Genomic DNA, 15,992 nt, shown 5'->3' with positions numbered 1-15,992 from the left:
GCTTACAGGGACGCGTGCGAGACTCTCCGGCGATGGACATATCAGGGACGGGACCCAGGACCGCGCGCGCGGCGCTCTTCACCGCGCTCGTCGTCACGCTGTCCTCGGCGTCCCACGTCCTGCTCTCCCGGGAAGCCCTGCCGGTGTCCGCGCTGGCGCTGGTGGGGGGCCTGGTGTTCGCCGCCGCGTACGCGCTGGCGGGCCGGGAGCGCGGCTTCGGGGCGATAGCGGGGCTGCTGGTCCCGCTGGAGCTCGCCGCCGACACGGTCTTCACCACGGGGCAGCAGCTCTGCTACGGCGCGGCGGGCGGCCCGGTGGCCGGTCCGCTGCGCTCCCTCGGGTTCGACGTGCTCTGCGGCGGCCACGGGGTGGGCGCTCCACTGGCCCGGGTGGCCGGAGTCGGCCACCCCGGCTCCGCCGCCGCACTGCCGCTGCCCGTGGGGCCGGGCGTCCCGTGGCTGCTGCTCGCCGCGCACGTGACCGTCGGGCTGCTGGCTGCGGGCTGGCTGCGGCGCGGCGAGGCCGCCCTGGTGGCCCTGCTGCGGGGCGCGGCGGCCTTCGCCTTCCACCCGCTGCTGGTCGCACCGGCGGTGGCCGGCGCGTCCCGTCGGCCGGTGCGGGGCACCGTACGCACTCCGGGCCCGCGCCCGTTCGTCGCGGCCCGTCCGCTCTTCAGCCACTCCGTGGGCCGGAGAGGACCGCCGCTGCCGGCCTGAGCCGGTACGGCACTCCTCCCCCTTTTCCAGCCTTTGACGTCTTCCACGTCATCACGCCCCTCCCACGGAGAACCCCTCATGAGCAACCGCAACAACCAGGCGAACAAGGCAGCCGCCCGCGAGCGACTGCGCGCGGAGCGCGAGCGCCAGGCGAAGAAGGACAAGGCCCGCAAGCAGGTCATCGTCGGCGTCTCGATCGTCGCGGTGCTGGCCATCGCGGGCGGCGTCGCCTACGGCGTCAACGAGCTGAACAAGCCGGACGCCTGGGAGGCCGCCGGCGACGCCAAGTCGGTGACCGCCCCGAAGAACACCACCGGCACCAACGGCACGACCGTCGTGATCGGCAAGTCCTCCGCGAAGAAGACGCTGGAGATGTACGAGGACTCCCGCTGCCCGATCTGCGCGCAGTTCGAGCAGACCGTCGGCTCCACGGTCACCAAGGACGTCGCGGACGGCAAGTACAAGATCAAGTACGTCGGTGCCACCTTCCTCGACAACAGTGACAACGGCGAGGGCTCCAAGAACGCCCTCAGCGCCCTGGGCGCGGCCCTGAACGTCAGCCCCGAGGCGTTCCTCCAGTACAAGGCGGCGCTGTACTCGGCGAAGTACCACCCCGACGAGACCGAGGACAAGTTCGCCAAGGACAGCTACCTCATCGAGGTCGCCGACACGGTGGACGCGCTCAAGGGCAACAAGGCGTTCCAGAAGAACGTCAACGACGGCACCTACGACTCGTGGGCCGTCAAGATGTCCAAGACCTTCGACTCCAGCGGGGTGAAGGGCACGCCGACCCTGAAGATGGACGGCAAGACCGTGACCGGCGAGGGCAGCGACAGCGCGCCCATGACGGTGGCCGACTACACCAAGGCCGTCGACGCGGCGCTCAAGGGCTGACGCCGCGCGGGATTTCCCCGGGCAGGACTCCCCGGCGGGGGCGGTGGGACGCGGCCACACGGCCCGGATCCCACCGCCCCCGCCCGTCTTCTCCCGTCGCCGACCGGTTCCGGCCAGGGCCCGTGCGGCGGCCGTGTGTCCCGGGGGTCACGGCCGCGCCTCCGGCGGAGTCCCGTATGCGGACACACCACCCCGCAGCGCGAACGGCCGGGTTACGAGGGTGCTTCGGGAGCCGGCGCGTCCGGCGCCCGGACCCTCCCACGAGCCTTTCCGGCGGGGCCGCGAACAGGCCGGAAGAACACTCCCGACAGCCTGACATGCACACGTAATCTCCCGGCGACGGGCGAGGAAATCCCTCCCCCCGCGTCTCCGAGGAGTACCCGTGCGCGCTCTCTTCCCGACCTCCCCCCACGTGCGTCGCCCCCTGCTCGCCGTCGCCGCGCTGGCCGGCACCCTGGCCCTGGCTCCGGTGTCCGCCTCCCCCGTCAACGCCTCCCCCGTCAACGCCGCCGCCCCGACGGCCGCCCCGTGCGCCGACGCCACCGGCGCCGCACTCGCCCGCCAGGCCCGCCCCGGAGCGGGCGCCACGGCGCACGAACCCAACGACGTCAGCAGCGCCACGGCGAAGAACATGGACGCCGACCTGCGCACCAGACTCGCCGAGCGCCGGTCCGCCGGGATCACCGCCGCGGCGGCCGGCGCCTCCATACCGGTGTATTTCCACGTCATCCACTCCGGCACCACCGGAAAACTGTCGTCGAGCGCCATAGCTGCCCAGATGAGCGTCCTCAACAGCGCTTACGCGGGAGCGGGTACGGGCAACACCGCCACCGGCTTCAGCTTCACGCTGGCGGGGACCGACTACACGGACAACGCCACCTGGTACAACGTCGGCTCCGGCTCCAGCGCGGAGAAGTCGATGAAGAGCGCGCTGCGCAAGGGGGGCGCCAACGCCCTCAACATCTACACCGCCAATCTCGGCGGCGGTCTGCTCGGCTGGGCCACGTTCCCGAGCTCCTACACGTCGAGCCCGAGCATGGACGGGGTGGTGATCCTCGACACCTCGCTGCCGGGCGGCGCCGCCACCCACTACGACGAGGGCGACACCGCCACCCACGAGGTCGGCCACTGGCTCGGGCTCTACCACACCTTCCAGGGCGGCTGCAACGGAAACGGCGACTACGTCGACGACACCCCGGCCGAGAAGACCGCGGCCTACGAGTGCCCGACCGGACGGGACAGCTGCACCAACAAGACCGGGGTCGACCCGATCCACAACTTCATGGACTACACGTACGACGCCTGCATGTACCAGTTCACCCCGGGCCAGGTGCAGCGCATGAGCGACAGCTGGACCGCCTACCGCGCCTGACGGCCCCCGCCGCACATCCGCGGGCCGCGCACCGGCTCACCACCGCCGTGCGCGGCCCGCGCCGGGGTTCACAGGGTCGCCAGGAAGCCCAGCGCGATCTTCCACGCCAGCTCGGCCGACTTCTCGTCGTAGTCGGGCAGCCCGTCGTCGGTGAAGAGGTGTCCGGCGCCTGGGTAGCGGTAGATCTCCACGTCCGCCCCGGCCCGCCGCATCTCCAGATACCAGCTGTTCAGCCAGTCGGGCGTCTCCGAGGCGTCCGGATCGGCGACGTGCAGCTGGACGGGGAGCTCGTCGGTGCTCGCGTTCGCGGCGAGGTCGGAGGTGCCGTGGAAGAGCAGCAGTCCGCGTGCCTTCTCGTCGCCGAGGGCGAGGGTCTGCGCCACGGCCGCGCCCAGCGAGAAGCCCACGTACACGAGACCCTGCTCCGAGTAGGGCGCCGCGGCCAGTACCGCCCGCTTGAGGAGCTCGTCCTTGCCCAGCTCCTCCCGGTACGCCTGCGCCTCCGCCTGCGTTTCAAAGGTGTGCCCCTCGAACAGATCGGGCACGCGCACCTCATGGCCGGCTGCTCGGAGCCGGTCGGCAGCGGCGTGCACCGCGGGCCGGAGCCCGTAGGTCGAGTGGAAGAGCATGATGTTCATGCCGCCCATGGTGCCAGCTGCCACCCTGACCCCGGAGGACACCAGGATGGAGAACGTGCTGCGCCCGCTGCTGATCGTCGGAGGCTCGGTGGCGGTCACCCTGCTGGTCGGGTGGCTCGTGGACCTACTGCTGCGGAGGGCGGACGTCCGGCATCCCGACACCCCGCTGTGGGACCTGCTGAGGCGCTGCCGGCCACCCCTCCAGGTGGTGATCTGGACGGCCCTGCTGCGTGGCACCTTCGCCCAGCTGCGGGTGGAGCTGGTGCGCGACCACCGGGAGGCGATCGGCCAGGTGCTGAGCCTGGTGCTGATCGGCGCCTCGGCCTGGCTGGTGGTCCGTGCGGCGGCGACCGTCGTGGAGTCCTCGTACGCCCGGTACGCCACCTCCACCCGCGACCCGGCCCGGGTCCGGCGGGTGCGCACCCAGGTGACGCTGATCCAGCGGGTGGTGATCGCCGTGGTGACCACGGTGGCGGTCGCCGCGATGCTGCTCACCTTCCCGGCGATGCGGACCGTCGGCACCTCGATGCTCGCCTCGGCCGGCGTGCTCGGCATCGTCGCCGGTGTCGCCGCCCAGTCCACCCTCGGCAACCTCTTCGCCGGGTTCCAGATCGCCTTCGGCGACATGGTGCGGCTCGGCGACACCGTGGTGGTGGACGGCGAGTGGGGCATCGTGGAGGAGATCACCCTGACCTTCCTCGCCGTACGCACCTGGGACGAGCGCCGGATCACCATGCCGGTGTCGTACTTCACCAGCCGCCCGTTCGAGAACTGGTCGCGCGGCGGGGTCCAGATGACCGGCACGGTCTACTTCCACCTGGACCACGCCGCGCCCATGGGTGCGATGCGCGACAAGATGCGCGACATCCTCGGCGAGTGCGGCGCCTGGGACGGCCGTGACTGGTCACTCGCGGTGACGGACACCACGCCGAACACCATCCAGGTGCGGGCCGTGGTCACCGCGAAGGACGCGGACGACGTCTGGACGGTCCGGTGCGCGGTGCGGGAGCAGCTGATCGCCTGGCTCCGGGACCACCATCCGTACGCCCTGCCCCGGGTCGCCACGGCCCCGCCACGCTCGTCGCGGCCGACCAGTGGCCGGAGCTGACCTCCCGTACCGCCGCGTCCGTCCGCCGGGACGGCAGGAAATCGGCCCTGCACGGGACCCCGCGCACCGGCCGCGGCTGACGCCTCCCGGCTGGTGGTTGACGGCGGCTCGCGGCGGGGCGCCCGGTGACGCTCAGCGCAGGCTGCGCACGTCCAGGAAGCGCAGCACCCGGTCGACCACCTCGGGATCGGAGCCGGCCTCGCTGCGGGCCGAGAGAACCTCGTGGCGGGCGGCCGACAGCAGCTCCCGCTGGATGCGGCTGACCTCCTTGAAGCGCTTCGCGCGCTGGGCGTAGGCGTCCCGCCGCTCCTCGTCCACCATGTCGGGGCTGATGCGCGCCCCGATGTCGTAGGCGGCGCGCTGGAGCCGCTCCAGCACCTCCTCGGGGAACTCCTCCACCTGCTGGATCTCCTTGAGCCGCGCCCTGGCCGCTTGGGCGGCACGGATCGCGAGGTTCCTCTCCAGCTCCCGTTCGGCGTCGGTGTCGGCACGTACGCCGAGCCGGCGCACCAGCCACGGCAGGGTCAGCCCCTGGAACACCAGGGTCGCCATGATGACCGCGAAGGCGATGAAGACGATCTCGTCGCGGCCCGGGAAAGGCTCGCCGTCGTCCGTCTTCAGCGGGACGGCGAGGGCCAGCGCGACTGACGCCACCCCGCGCATCCCCGCCCACCACATGACGACGGTCTCGCGCCAGCTGGTCGGGATCTCCTCGCTCACGTCGCGCCGGGTGTGCAGCCGCTTGGCCAGCCAGGTCGCCGGCAGCAGCCAGAGCAGGCGTACGCCGACGACCACGGCGACGATCGCGAGCCCCCACCCCACCATCCGCAGCTCCCGCCCGTCCGCGGTGCCGAAGACGTTGTGGAGCTCCAGCCCGATGAGCCCGAAGGCGATCCCGGTGACCAGGGTGTCCACGATGTTCCAGAAGGTCGCCCCGGTCAGCCTGCCCAGCACGTCGTCGGCGTCGGCGGTGTGCTCGGCGAGGAAGAGCGCGGTGGTGAGGACGGCGAGGACGCCGGAGCCCATCAGCTCCTCGGAGAGGACGTAGGAGACGAACGGTACGAGGAGGGTGAGGCCGACCTGGAGCGTGGCGTCCCCGAGGAGCCCCATCAGCTTGATGGTGAGCCAGCCGAGCGCGAGCCCGACCGCTATGGCCACCACGGCCGACAGGATCAGCAGCCCGAAGGCCTCCGGGAGCGAGAAGGTGCCGCTCACCGCCGCGGCGATGGCCACGTGGTAGAGCACGATCGCGGTCACGTCGTTGAAGAGGCCCTCGCCCTCCAGGATGGAGATCAGCCGGCGGGGCAGTCCGAGCGAGCCGGCCACGGCCGTGGCGGCCACCGGGTCGGGCGGCGCGACGAGCGCGCCCAGGGCCACGGCGGCGGCGAGGGGCAGTCCGGGCACGACGGCGTCGGCGACCGCCGCGACCGCCGCCGTCGTCACGAAGACCAGGGCCACCGCGAGCAGGAAGATCGGCCGTTTGTTGGCCGCGAACTGCCGCCAGGAAGTGCGCTGGACGGAGGCGTAGAGGAGCGGCGGCAGCAACGCGGGGAGGATGATCTCCGGCGGCACGTCGACGTTGGGCACGAAGGGGAGGAACGCCATCCCCACCCCGATGAGCGTCATCAGCACCGGGGCCGGAAGCCCCAGCCGCTCCCCCACCGGCACCGTGATCACCGCTCCCAGCAGGAGCAGCAGGAGCAGTGCCATCTGGTCCACGAGGAGAGCCTTCCGCGGCGTGGGGTCTTCCGTTCGGACCGGGCTGCGTCAGGGGGCGGCTCAGGGGCACGCGCGCCCAGCCCGCTCCGGACGGAAGAGGAGGGAGGCCGCCCGGCGCGGGGCCGGGCGGCGGCTCCACCCTGTCACGCCGGGTCCGCGACGTGCGCGGACTCCCCCGCGGCGCGGCTCGGCGAAGGCTTCTACGGGGCGAACGTGCGGCGCATGGCGCGGTGCGGCATCCCCGCGTCCTGGAACTCGGGTCCGTACGCCTGGTAGCCGAGGCGCTCGTAGAAGCCGAGGGCATGGGTCTGGGCGTGCAGGTCGACCGCGGCCAGTCCGAGCGTCCGCGCCTCGTCCTCGGCGGCCCGGACCAGCGCGGCCCCGACGCCGAGGCCGCGGGCCGACTCGGTCACGGCGAGCCGGCCCAGCGAGCCGACGGTGAGGTCGCCGCCGGTCCTCCCGGCCGCCGCCTCACCGTGCAGCAGCCGGCCGGTACCGAGCGGCGTGCCGTCCTCGCCGACCGCGAGGACGTGCACCGTGGTGGCCCCGGGCCGGTCGTGCGCGTCGTACTCCAGCTCCTCCGGCACACCCTGCTCGCCGACGAAGACCTCCTTGCGGACCTGGAAGCAGGCCGCGCGGTCCATCTCGTCGCGCGTCCGCCGGGTGGTGTACGAGGTGGTGCGGGTGGTCATTCGCTCTCCGCGGCGATCGTGTCGAGGGCATTCTGAAGGTCGGCCGGGTAGCCGCTGGCGAACTCGACCCAGCTGCCGTCCGAGGGGTGTTCGAAGCCGAGCCGGACGGCGTGCAGCCACTGCCGGGTCAGGCCGAGGCGCTTGGCCATGGTCGGGTCCGCGCCGTAGGTGAGGTCGCCGACGCAGGGGTGACGGTGGGCGGACATGTGCACCCGGATCTGGTGCGTACGGCCCGTCTCCAGCTTGATGTCGAGGAGGCTCGCGGCACGGTACGCCTCGACGAGGTCGTAGTGCGTGACGGAGGGCTTGCCCTCCTGGACCACGGCCCACTTGTAGTCGTGGTTCGGGTGGCGGCCGATGGGGGCGTCGATGGTGCCGCTCATCGGGTCCGGGTGGCCCTGCACCAGCGCGTGGTACTTCTTCTCCACGACGCGGTCGCGGAACTGCGCCTTGAGCAGGGTGTACGCGCGCTCCGACTTGGCCACGACCATCAGCCCGGAGGTGCCCACGTCGAGCCGGTGCACGATGCCCTGGCGCTCGGCGGCCCCGGAGGTGGAGATGCGGTAGCCGGCCGCGGCGAGGCCGCCGATGACGGTGGTGCCGGTCCAGCCGGGGCTGGGGTGGGCGGCGACGCCGACCGGCTTCACGATGACGACGATGTCGTCGTCGTCGTGCACGATCTCCATGCCCTCGACGGGCTCGGCGACGATCTGGACCGGAGGAGCCGCCTGCGGCATCTCGACCTCCATCCAGGCACCGCCCTGCACCCGGTCGGACTTCCCGGCCACCGAGCCGTCCACCTGCACCTTTCCGGCGGCGGCCAGCTCGGCGGCCTTGGTGCGGGAGAACCCGAACATCCGGGAGATGGCGGCGTCGACACGCTCGCCCTCCAGGCCGTCGGGCACGGGCAGGGTTCGGATCTCGGGGTACGTACTCACCTGGTCGAGTATGCCTTGCGGCCACCGGTGCTGTGACCGGTGATCTTCCACGGCCGTCCCCGGGCCCCGGTGGGCGGGGAGCGGACGGTGTTCCCCGCCGGGCTCAGTCCTTGTGGACGGTGCCGTCCGGGTCCAGTCCCCGGAAGGAGAGGATCACGATGAGGATGCCTCCACAGACGATCGCGGAGTCGGCCAGGTTGAAGACCGCGAAGTGCGCCGGTGAGATGAAGTCCACCACCGCGCCCTTGAAGACGCCCGGCGCGCGGAAGAGGCGGTCGGTCAGGTTGCCGAGCGCCCCTCCGAGCAGGAGGCCGAGGGCGATGGCCCACGGCAGGCTGCGGAGCTTGCGGGCGAGCCGGATGATGACGACGATCACCGCCGCGGCGATGACCGTGAAGACCACCGTGAACGCCTCGCCCATGCTGAACGCGGCGCCGGGGTTGCGCACCGCCTCCAGTCTCAGCCAGTCGCCGATGATCTCGACGGGGTCGTGGTGCTCCAGCTTCGCGACGACGAGCGTCTTGCTGATCAGGTCGAGGAGGTACGCCACGACGGCCACGGTGAAGAGCGCGACGAGCCGCCGCCCGCCCTTGCCCGTGACGGCGGTGGCGCCGTCCCCCCGCGCCGCCGTGTCCCCGGCCGCCGCCGTGTCCCCGGCACCGTCCGGGACGGTGGAGTCGGCGGGCGTCGGGGACCCGGACTCGCCGGCTCCCGGGGCGTCGGGGGTGTCCGGCGTTTCGATGGTGCGCTCCGCCTCTGCCACGTGAATCCTCAACCTGGTCGTGTCCGGTACCGCACGCCCCGGCCGCCCGGCGGGGGCGACCGGACACGGCCGTGGTGCCGATTGAGGACGAGAGTACGACACGGAGCGCCCCGGACGGTCAGGTGTGTCCGGCGGATCATGGCCGGACACCGCCTGCGGGAAAGCCCTCAGCCGCGTCTCTCCTGCTTCTGCTTGTCCTCGACGCAGAGGGTGGCCCGGGGGAACGCCTGCATGCGGGCCTTGCCGATGGGCTTGCCGCACACCTCGCAGAGGCCGTAGGTCCCGGCGTCCATACGGGCCAGGGCGCGTTCGGTCTGCTCCAGCGTCTCCTGGGCGTGGGCGGCGAGCGACAGTTCGTGCTCCCGGGTGATGTTCTTCGTGCCGGTGTCCGCCTCGTCGTCGCCGGCCCCGTCGCCGGAGTCGCGCATCAGCCCCGCGAGGGCCGCCCCGGATGCCTCCAGCTCGGCGCGGAGCCGGGTGGCCTCACCGGTGAGTTCGGCCCGTGCCCCGGCGACCTCCTCCGGCGTCCAGGGGTCCTCACCGGGCCGGACGGCCAGCTCCCCCGGTGCGGTCGCCACGCGTGCCTGGGGCACCGCGCTCGCACTCGGTCCGCCGGACGCGGCCTCGGCCGCGGTCTTCTTGGCTGCCACCGTCTGCTCTCCTGTCTGCTGGGCGGCGTCCGCCGCCTCCGTCGCCGCTGATGTGGCCTTCTTCGCCGTGCTCGTGCGGGCCGCACTCTTCTTCGCGGGGGTCTTCCCGGCGGCGGTCTTCCTCGCGGCCGTCCTCTTGGCAGCCGTCTTCCCTGCGGCGGCCTTCTTCGCGGGTTTCGCCGCGGCCGCCTCCGGTTCCGTCGCGCCGTGACCGTCCCCGGCTTCCGCGCCGCTTCCGGCGTCCGTCCCGTCGTCCGCCGCGTCCGCGGACGGAGCCGATGCGGCCCGTCCGACGGTCTTCTTCGCCACCATGGGCGCGACCCCTTCACCTAGGGCGATCCTGCTCGCGGATCGTGCTGGGACGATAAATCGACCTATGACCCGCGGCAACGGGGCACGCCGCCCTGCCACCCCTCCCCGCACCCGTACACGGCCCGCCTGCATCCGTTGTGCCCAGCTCCCCGCCGGGTATTCCGCCGCGCCGCGGAGCCGGGAGACCCGTGGGCGGCCGACGCGCCATTCGGGTCAGTGCGGGGGCCGCCCGGCACCCCGTGGGAAACCGGTCGGCCGTCCGGCTCCCGGCCCCGTACACTGGGCGCAGCGAGAGGCATGGATGGGACGAGTAGCGTCGTACGCAGCCCAGAGCGACCCGGGGTCGGTGGAAGCCCGGGGGCGAGCGCGTCGTGAAGATCACCCCGGAGCCGCCGGAAGAACGCCGCAGGCAGGCAAGTAGACCCGGCATCGCACCCCAATGAGGGGGCCACGGGCATGCGCCCGGGCCAAGGAGGGTGGTACCGCGGGAGCCCAGTGCTCTCGTCCCTCCGACGGAAGTGGGAAGACGTCCGCCGGAGGAAGCCCGAACATGACATCGCCGCAGTACCGCCCGGTCCCCGCTCAGGTCGACCTGCCCGCGCTGGAGCACTCCGTGCTCGATTTCTGGCGCGAGGGCAAGGTCTTCGCCAAGAGCCTCGAACAGTCCGAGGGCCGCCCCGAGTGGGTCTTCTACGAAGGTCCGCCGACCGCCAACGGCATGCCCGGCGCCCACCACATCGAAGCCCGCGTCTTCAAGGACGTCTTTCCGCGCTTCCGCACGATGCAGGGCTACCACGTCGGCCGGAAGGCGGGCTGGGACTGCCACGGTCTGCCCGTCGAGCTCGCGGTCGAGAAGGAGCTGGGCTTCAACGGCAAGAAGGACATCGAGGCGTACGGCATCGCCGAGTTCAACGCCAAGTGCCGTGAGTCCGTGACCCGCCACACCGACGCCTTCTCCGACCTGACGACCCGCATGGGGTACTGGGTCGACATGGACGACGCGTACCGGACCATGGACCCGGAGTACGTCGACTCCGTCTGGTGGTCGCTGAAGAAGATCTTCGACAAGGACCTGCTGGTCCAGTCCCACCGCGTCGCCCCCTGGTGCCCGCGCTGCGGCACCGGCCTCTCCGACCACGAGCTGGCGCAGGGGTACGAGACGATCGTCGACCCGTCGGTCTTCGTCCGCTTCCCCCTCACCTCCGGCCCGCTGGCCGGCCGGACGTCGCTGCTGGTCTGGACGACCACCCCGTGGACGCTGGTCTCCAACACCGCCGTCGCCGCCCACCCCGGGGTCGAGTACGTCGTGGCGACGGACGGCGAGGAGCGTCTCGTCGTGGCGCGCCCGCTGGTCGAGAAGGCGCTCGGCGAGGGCTGGGAGCTCACGGGAGAGTCCTTCACCGGCCGGGAGATGGAGCGCTGGACCTACGAGCGCCCCTTCGACCTGATCGAGTTCCCCGCCGAGGCGCACTACGTCGTCAACGCCGAGTACGTCACCACCGAGGACGGTACGGGTCTGGTCCACCAGTCCCCCGCGTTCGGCGCCGACGACCTCCAGGTCTGCAAGGCGTACGGTCTGCCGGTGGTCAACCCGGTGCGCCCGGACGGCACCTTCGAGGAGGACCTGCCGCTGGTCGGCGGGGTCTTCTTCAAGAAGGCCGACGAGGCCCTCACCGCGGACCTGGCCGCCCGGGGCAAGCTCTTCCGCCACGTCCCGTACGAGCACAGCTACCCGCACTGCTGGCGCTGCCACACCGCGCTGCTCTACTACGCGCAGCCGTCCTGGTACATCCGCACGACCGCCGTCAAGGACCGTCTCCTCGCCGAGAACGAGAAGACCAACTGGTTCCCGGACTCGGTGAAGAACGGCCGCTTCGGCGACTGGCTGGAGAACAACGTCGACTGGGCGCTCTCCCGCAACCGCTACTGGGGCACCCCGCTGCCCATCTGGCGCTGCGAGGACGGCCACCTCAGCTGCGTCGGCTCGCGCGCCGAGCTGACCGAACTCACCGGCAGCGACCAGTCGGACCTCGACCCGCACCGGCCGTTCGTCGACGCGATCACGTTCACCTGCACCCAGGAGAACTGCCAACTGGAGGCGTACCGCGTCCCGGAGGTCATCGACGCCTGGTACGACTCGGGTTCGATGCCGTTCGCGCAGTGGGGCTACCCGTACAAGAACAAGGAGACCTTCGAGAGCCGCTACCCGGCGCAGTTCATCTCGGAGGCCATCGACCAGACGCGTGGCTGGTTCTACACGCTGATGGCGGTCGGCACCCTCGTCTTCGACGAGTCCGCCTACGAGAACGTCGTCTGCCTCGGCCACATCCTCGCCGAGGACGGCCGGAAGATGTCCAAGCACCTGGGCAACACCCTGGACCCGATCCCGCTGATGGACCAGCACGGCGCCGACGCGGTGCGCTGGTTCATGGCCGCGGGCGGTTCCCCCTGGGCGGCCCGGCGCGTCGGCCACGGAACCATCCAGGAGGTCGTCCGCAAGACGCTCCTGACGTACTGGAACACGGTCGCCTTCCAGGCGCTCTACGCCCGTACGTCCCAGTGGGCGCCGTCGGCGGCCGACCCGGCGCCGGCGGACCGCACGGTCCTGGACCGCTGGCTGCTGAGCGAACTCAACGCCCTGGTGGCCCAGGTGACCACCGCACTGGACGGCTTCGACACCCAGCGGGCGGGCAAGCTGCTCTCCTCGTTCGTCGACGACCTGTCCAACTGGTACGTCCGCCGCTCGCGCCGCCGCTTCTGGCAGGGCGACAAGGCTGCGCTGCGCACGCTGCACGAGGTCGTCGAGACGGTGACCCGGCTGATGGCCCCGCTGACCCCGTTCATCACCGAGCGGGTCTGGCAGGACCTGGTGGTCCCGGTGACGCCGGACGCGCCCGAGTCGGTGCACCTCTCCACGTGGCCGGTGGCCGACGCCTCCATGGTCGACCCCGAACTCTCCACCCAGATGGTGCTGGTGCGCCGGCTGGTCGAGCTCGGCCGGGCCACCCGCGCCGAGTCGGGCGTGAAGACCCGCCAGCCGCTCTCCCGCGCGCTGGTCGCGGCGGCCGGCTTCGAGACGCTCTCCGCCGATCTGCACGCGCAGATCACCGAGGAGCTGAACGTCTCCTCGCTGGCCTCGCTCTCCGAGGTGGGCGGCTCGCTGGTCGACACCACGGCGAAGGCCAACTTCCGCGCGCTGGGCAAGCGTTTCGGCAAGGGCGTGCAGGCGGTCGCCAAGGCGGTCGCGAACGCCGACGCCGCCGCGCTGTCGCAGGCGCTGCGCGAGGGCACCGCCTCGGTCGAGGTGGACGGCGAGACGGTCTCGCTGACGCCGGACGAGGTCATCATCACGGAGACCCCGCGCGAGGGCTGGTCGGTGGCGTCCGACTCGGGCGCCACGGTCGCCCTGGACCTGGAGATCACCCCGGAGCTGCGCCGCGCCGGCCTCGCCCGTGACGCGATCCGGCTGATCCAGGAGGCCCGCAAGAACAGCGGCCTGGACGTGGCGGACCGGATCGCGGTGCGCTGGACTTCCGACTCGGCCGCGACGGTGGAGGCGCTCACCGAGCACGCCCCGCTCATCACGGACGAGGTCCTCGCCCTGGACTACGCCCGGGGCGACGCGGACGACTCGTACGGCGCCCCCTTCGAGGACGAGGGCCTGGGCCTGAGCTTCCGCCTCCGCAAGCACTGACCGGCTGCTCCTCGGCCACCCCAAGGCCCGGCGGATCTCCCGCCGGGCCTTCGGCGTTCCCCGACCCAGCAGGCAGGCCTTCCAGACGGTACCGACAACTTCGTCCCACTACAGGGTGATTCACCCGCGCCTGAGTTGATTTCTTCGGGTACGGGCGGCCCTGCCGGGCTTCGGTTGACCGGACGCCCCCGGCTCACCGGTACAGGGAAAAGAGCCGGGCCCCGGGGAGATCCCCGGGGCCCGGCCCTCAGCCTGCCGACGGCTACGCGCTCAGCGAGCGCGTGCCGGTCAGTTGTCGTCCTCGTCGATGAGGAACCCGCGCATCGGCGACGGAGCCTGCTGCATCGGCTGCGGCGCCTGCGGCCGTACCGGTGACATCGGCTGCGTCATCGCGGGCGACATCTGCTGCTGCCCACCGAACGACGGGCCGGGGCCCATGGACGGGTTTCCACCCATCGACGGGCCGCCGTGGTTGCCGGCGCCCATGCCGTGACCCATCGCACCGGCACCGGCCGGAGCCAGCGAGGACGACGGCGGCAGCGACGCGGCCGCGGGAGACCGCGGCGGAGCCAGCGAGTCGTCGGCCTGGGTCTCCAGCTGACGCAGCTGGCTCTCCAGGTACGACTTCAGGCGGGTACGGTACTCGCGCTCGAAGCCGCGCAGGTCCTCGACCTTGCGCTCCAGCGTCGCGCGGGCCGACTCCAGCGAGCCCATCGCCACGCGGTGCTTCTCCTGTGCGTCCCGCTCCAGCGCGTCGGCCTTCGCCCGCGCGTCGCGCTCCAGACCCTCGGCGCGGCTGCGCGCCTCGCCGACGATCTTGTTGGCCTCGGAACGGGCCTCCGCGATCGCCTGGTCGGCGGTCTGCTGCGCGAGCGAGAGGACACGGGCGGCACTGTCGCCGCCGGGTCCCTGACCGGGCTGCTGCATCTGCTGCATCGGCTGCTGCATCTGCTGCATGGGCTGCATCTGCTGCTGCATCTGCTGCGGAGCGTGGCCCATGGGACCGCCCATGGGGCCACCCATCGAGCCCATGGGACCGCCCATGGGGCCACCCTGCATCGGGCCGGGACCGTGCTGGCCCTGCGGGCCGGGGCCGTGCTGACCCTGCTGGGGGCCGTGACCGCTGGGACCGGCGGGCAGCTGCGGCGGACCCATCTGCGGGGGCTGCTGCTGGACCGGCGGACCCGATATGGCGGCGGGCACGGGAGCCCCGGGCCTCTCCTGCTGCTGCTGCTGCTCCGGAGGCTTGCGCATGGCCTGCTGCTGCTGGTTCTGCGCGGCGGCACGCGTCGCCGCGGCCAGCTTGGCGCGCAGGTCCTCGTTCTCGCGGAGCAGTCGCGTCAGCTCGGATTCGACCTCGTCGAGGAAGGCATCGACCTCGTCCTCGTCATAGCCTTCTCGGAGGCGGACGGTCGTGAACTGCTTGTTCCGCACGTCCTCGGGGGTCAGCGGCATCTCTTCTTCACCTCTACGTAGTCGTCGGCAGTCGGCAAGACCGTATCGTTCACACGCTGCTCGCAAGCCACTTGAACAGCTCGATCAGGATGTAGACGATGATCATCAGAACGAAGAAGGACAGGTCGAGTGCCACGCCCCCGAGACGCAGCGGCGGGATCAACCGCCGCAGGAGCTTGAGTGGTGGATCGGTGACCGAGTAGGTGGCCTCGAGAACCACCACCATCGGCTTGCCCGGCTCCCATGAGCGCGCGAACTGGAAGACGTAGTCCATGACCAGCCGGAAGATCAGCACGATGAGGAAACACATCAGCGCGACGCTGACCACATCGAGTGCGACGCCCATGACCGCGCTCCCCTCCCCTGGCTCTCGTAGCTCCGGCCTCTCGGCCGGGTCGTTTCCGTGTCGCGTTCTCAGCTCTGGTTGAAGAACCCGCCCTCTGCAATACGAGCCTTGTCCTCCGCCGTTACATCGACGTTAGCAGGCGACAACAGGAACACCTTCTGCGTCACGCGCTCAATGCTGCCATGAAGCCCGAAGACGAGTCCTGCGGCAAAGTCGACAAGTCGCTTCGCATCCGTGTCGTCCATCTCCGTGAGATTCATGATCACCGGAGTGCCCTCACGGAAGTGTTCCCCGATGGTACGGGCCTCGTTGTAGGTCCGGGGGTGCAACGTGGTGATGCGGTACGGCTCCCGCTCGGAGACGACCTTGGGCATGATCACGGGCGCGTTCTTCTCCAGGTTGGGGCGTTCAGGTGTGATGGATGCCACGGGCGCGATCCGGGCGGGTCGCACACTGTCCGCGGGGAGCTGAACAGGCTCGCGCGGTGCGGGGGGTTGCACCACTCGTACCGGTTCGTCCCTTTCGCGCTCCCGCTCCACCTGATGCGCGGGCTGATGCCTGCGCCGGTCCCGCTCGGGCTCCGGCTCGGGTTCGAATTCATCGTCGGGGTCGAACCCCGGACCGTCGTACCCATCGTCCTCCACGAGGCCGAGGTAGACCGCCATCTTGCGCATCGCGCCGGCCATGCTCCGATT

At 71.5% G+C, this 15,992-nt stretch carries 13 protein-coding genes and 1 pseudogene; 5 read left to right on the top strand and 9 right to left on the bottom strand.

All coding sequences use genetic code 11. From position 1 onward, the window contains the following. The first annotated feature begins 32 nt into the window (after positions 1-32). The 3 genes from ACFYPN_RS01815 (at position 33) to ACFYPN_RS01805 (ending at position 2,982) form a co-directional block, all read left to right on the top strand. Entirely contained in the window at positions 33-716 is a 684-nt protein-coding gene (locus tag ACFYPN_RS01815) for a hypothetical protein (protein ID WP_389296432.1), read from the top strand. A gap of 78 nt (positions 717-794) precedes the next feature. Beyond that, the gene (locus ACFYPN_RS01810; RefSeq protein ID WP_358761061.1) at positions 795-1,610 is read left to right on the top strand and encodes a thioredoxin domain-containing protein; all 816 of its coding nucleotides are present in this window, start codon (positions 795-797) and stop codon (positions 1,608-1,610) included. Positions 1,611-1,992: 382 nt separating this feature from the next. After that, entirely contained in the window at positions 1,993-2,982 is a 990-nt protein-coding gene (locus tag ACFYPN_RS01805) for a zinc metalloprotease (RefSeq protein WP_389296431.1), read from the top strand. A 68-nt stretch (positions 2,983-3,050) separates the two neighbouring features. On the opposite strand, the gene ACFYPN_RS01800 is transcribed toward ACFYPN_RS01805, so the two are convergent. Next, positions 3,051-3,629, bottom strand: coding sequence for a dienelactone hydrolase family protein (locus ACFYPN_RS01800; RefSeq protein ID WP_358761104.1), 579 nt, complete (start codon positions 3,627-3,629; stop codon positions 3,051-3,053). A 37-nt stretch (positions 3,630-3,666) separates the two neighbouring features. On the opposite strand from ACFYPN_RS01800, the pseudogene ACFYPN_RS01795 reads away from it, so the two are divergent. Continuing rightward, positions 3,667-4,808 (top strand): annotated as a pseudogene (locus ACFYPN_RS01795) (mechanosensitive ion channel family protein). 52 nt (positions 4,809-4,860) lie between these two features. Here the strand turns inward: ACFYPN_RS01795 and ACFYPN_RS01790 are convergent. The 5 genes from ACFYPN_RS01790 to ACFYPN_RS01770 all read right to left on the bottom strand — a co-directional run bounded on the left by ACFYPN_RS01790 (position 4,861) and on the right by ACFYPN_RS01770 (position 9,802). Further along, positions 4,861-6,447: a Na+/H+ antiporter gene (locus tag ACFYPN_RS01790; protein WP_389296430.1), complete on the bottom strand. Its 1,587-nt coding sequence runs from the start codon at positions 6,445-6,447 to the stop codon at positions 4,861-4,863. A 200-nt stretch (positions 6,448-6,647) separates the two neighbouring features. Further along, complete coding sequence (locus ACFYPN_RS01785) at positions 6,648-7,139, bottom strand: GNAT family N-acetyltransferase (protein ID WP_358761058.1); 492 nt, start codon at positions 7,137-7,139, stop codon at positions 6,648-6,650. Next, positions 7,136-8,077, bottom strand: coding sequence for an RluA family pseudouridine synthase (locus tag ACFYPN_RS01780; protein ID WP_358761057.1), 942 nt, complete (start codon positions 8,075-8,077; stop codon positions 7,136-7,138). The genes ACFYPN_RS01785 and ACFYPN_RS01780 overlap by 4 nt, the downstream gene beginning before the upstream one ends. A gap of 103 nt (positions 8,078-8,180) precedes the next feature. Further along, positions 8,181-8,840, bottom strand: a complete 660-nt coding sequence (gene lspA / locus ACFYPN_RS01775; protein ID WP_389296429.1) for a signal peptidase II — start codon at positions 8,838-8,840, stop codon at positions 8,181-8,183. 167 nt (positions 8,841-9,007) lie between these two features. After that, positions 9,008-9,802, bottom strand: a complete 795-nt coding sequence (locus tag ACFYPN_RS01770) for a TraR/DksA C4-type zinc finger protein (RefSeq protein ID WP_358761055.1) — start codon at positions 9,800-9,802, stop codon at positions 9,008-9,010. Positions 9,803-10,352: 550 nt separating this feature from the next. Here ACFYPN_RS01770 and ileS point away from each other — a divergent pair. Beyond that, the gene (gene ileS, locus ACFYPN_RS01765) at positions 10,353-13,496 is read left to right on the top strand and encodes an isoleucine--tRNA ligase (protein ID WP_389296428.1); all 3,144 of its coding nucleotides are present in this window, start codon (positions 10,353-10,355) and stop codon (positions 13,494-13,496) included. 288 nt (positions 13,497-13,784) lie between these two features. Here ileS and ACFYPN_RS01760 read toward each other — a convergent pair whose 3' ends face one another. From ACFYPN_RS01760 to ACFYPN_RS01750, 3 genes are all read right to left on the bottom strand, one after another. Continuing rightward, positions 13,785-14,951 carry a DivIVA domain-containing protein gene (locus ACFYPN_RS01760; protein ID WP_358761053.1) on the bottom strand — a complete coding sequence of 389 codons (1,167 nt, stop codon included), beginning with the start codon at positions 14,949-14,951 and terminating at the stop codon, positions 13,785-13,787. A 49-nt stretch (positions 14,952-15,000) separates the two neighbouring features. Beyond that, entirely contained in the window at positions 15,001-15,297 is a 297-nt protein-coding gene (locus tag ACFYPN_RS01755; protein ID WP_358761052.1) for a YggT family protein, read from the bottom strand. 68 nt (positions 15,298-15,365) lie between these two features. After that, on the bottom strand, positions 15,366-15,983 hold the full coding sequence (locus ACFYPN_RS01750) for a cell division protein SepF (RefSeq protein WP_327175244.1): 618 nt from the start codon (positions 15,981-15,983) through the stop codon (positions 15,366-15,368). Positions 15,984-15,992 lie beyond the last annotated feature (9 nt).

The sequence above is a fragment of the Streptomyces sp. NPDC005576 genome (genome assembly GCF_042871745.1).
Taxonomy (GTDB): domain Bacteria; phylum Actinomycetota; class Actinomycetes; order Streptomycetales; family Streptomycetaceae; genus Streptomyces.
The sequence above is the reverse complement of the archived record's forward strand: the minus strand, read 5'-3'. Positions and strand labels throughout refer to the sequence as shown.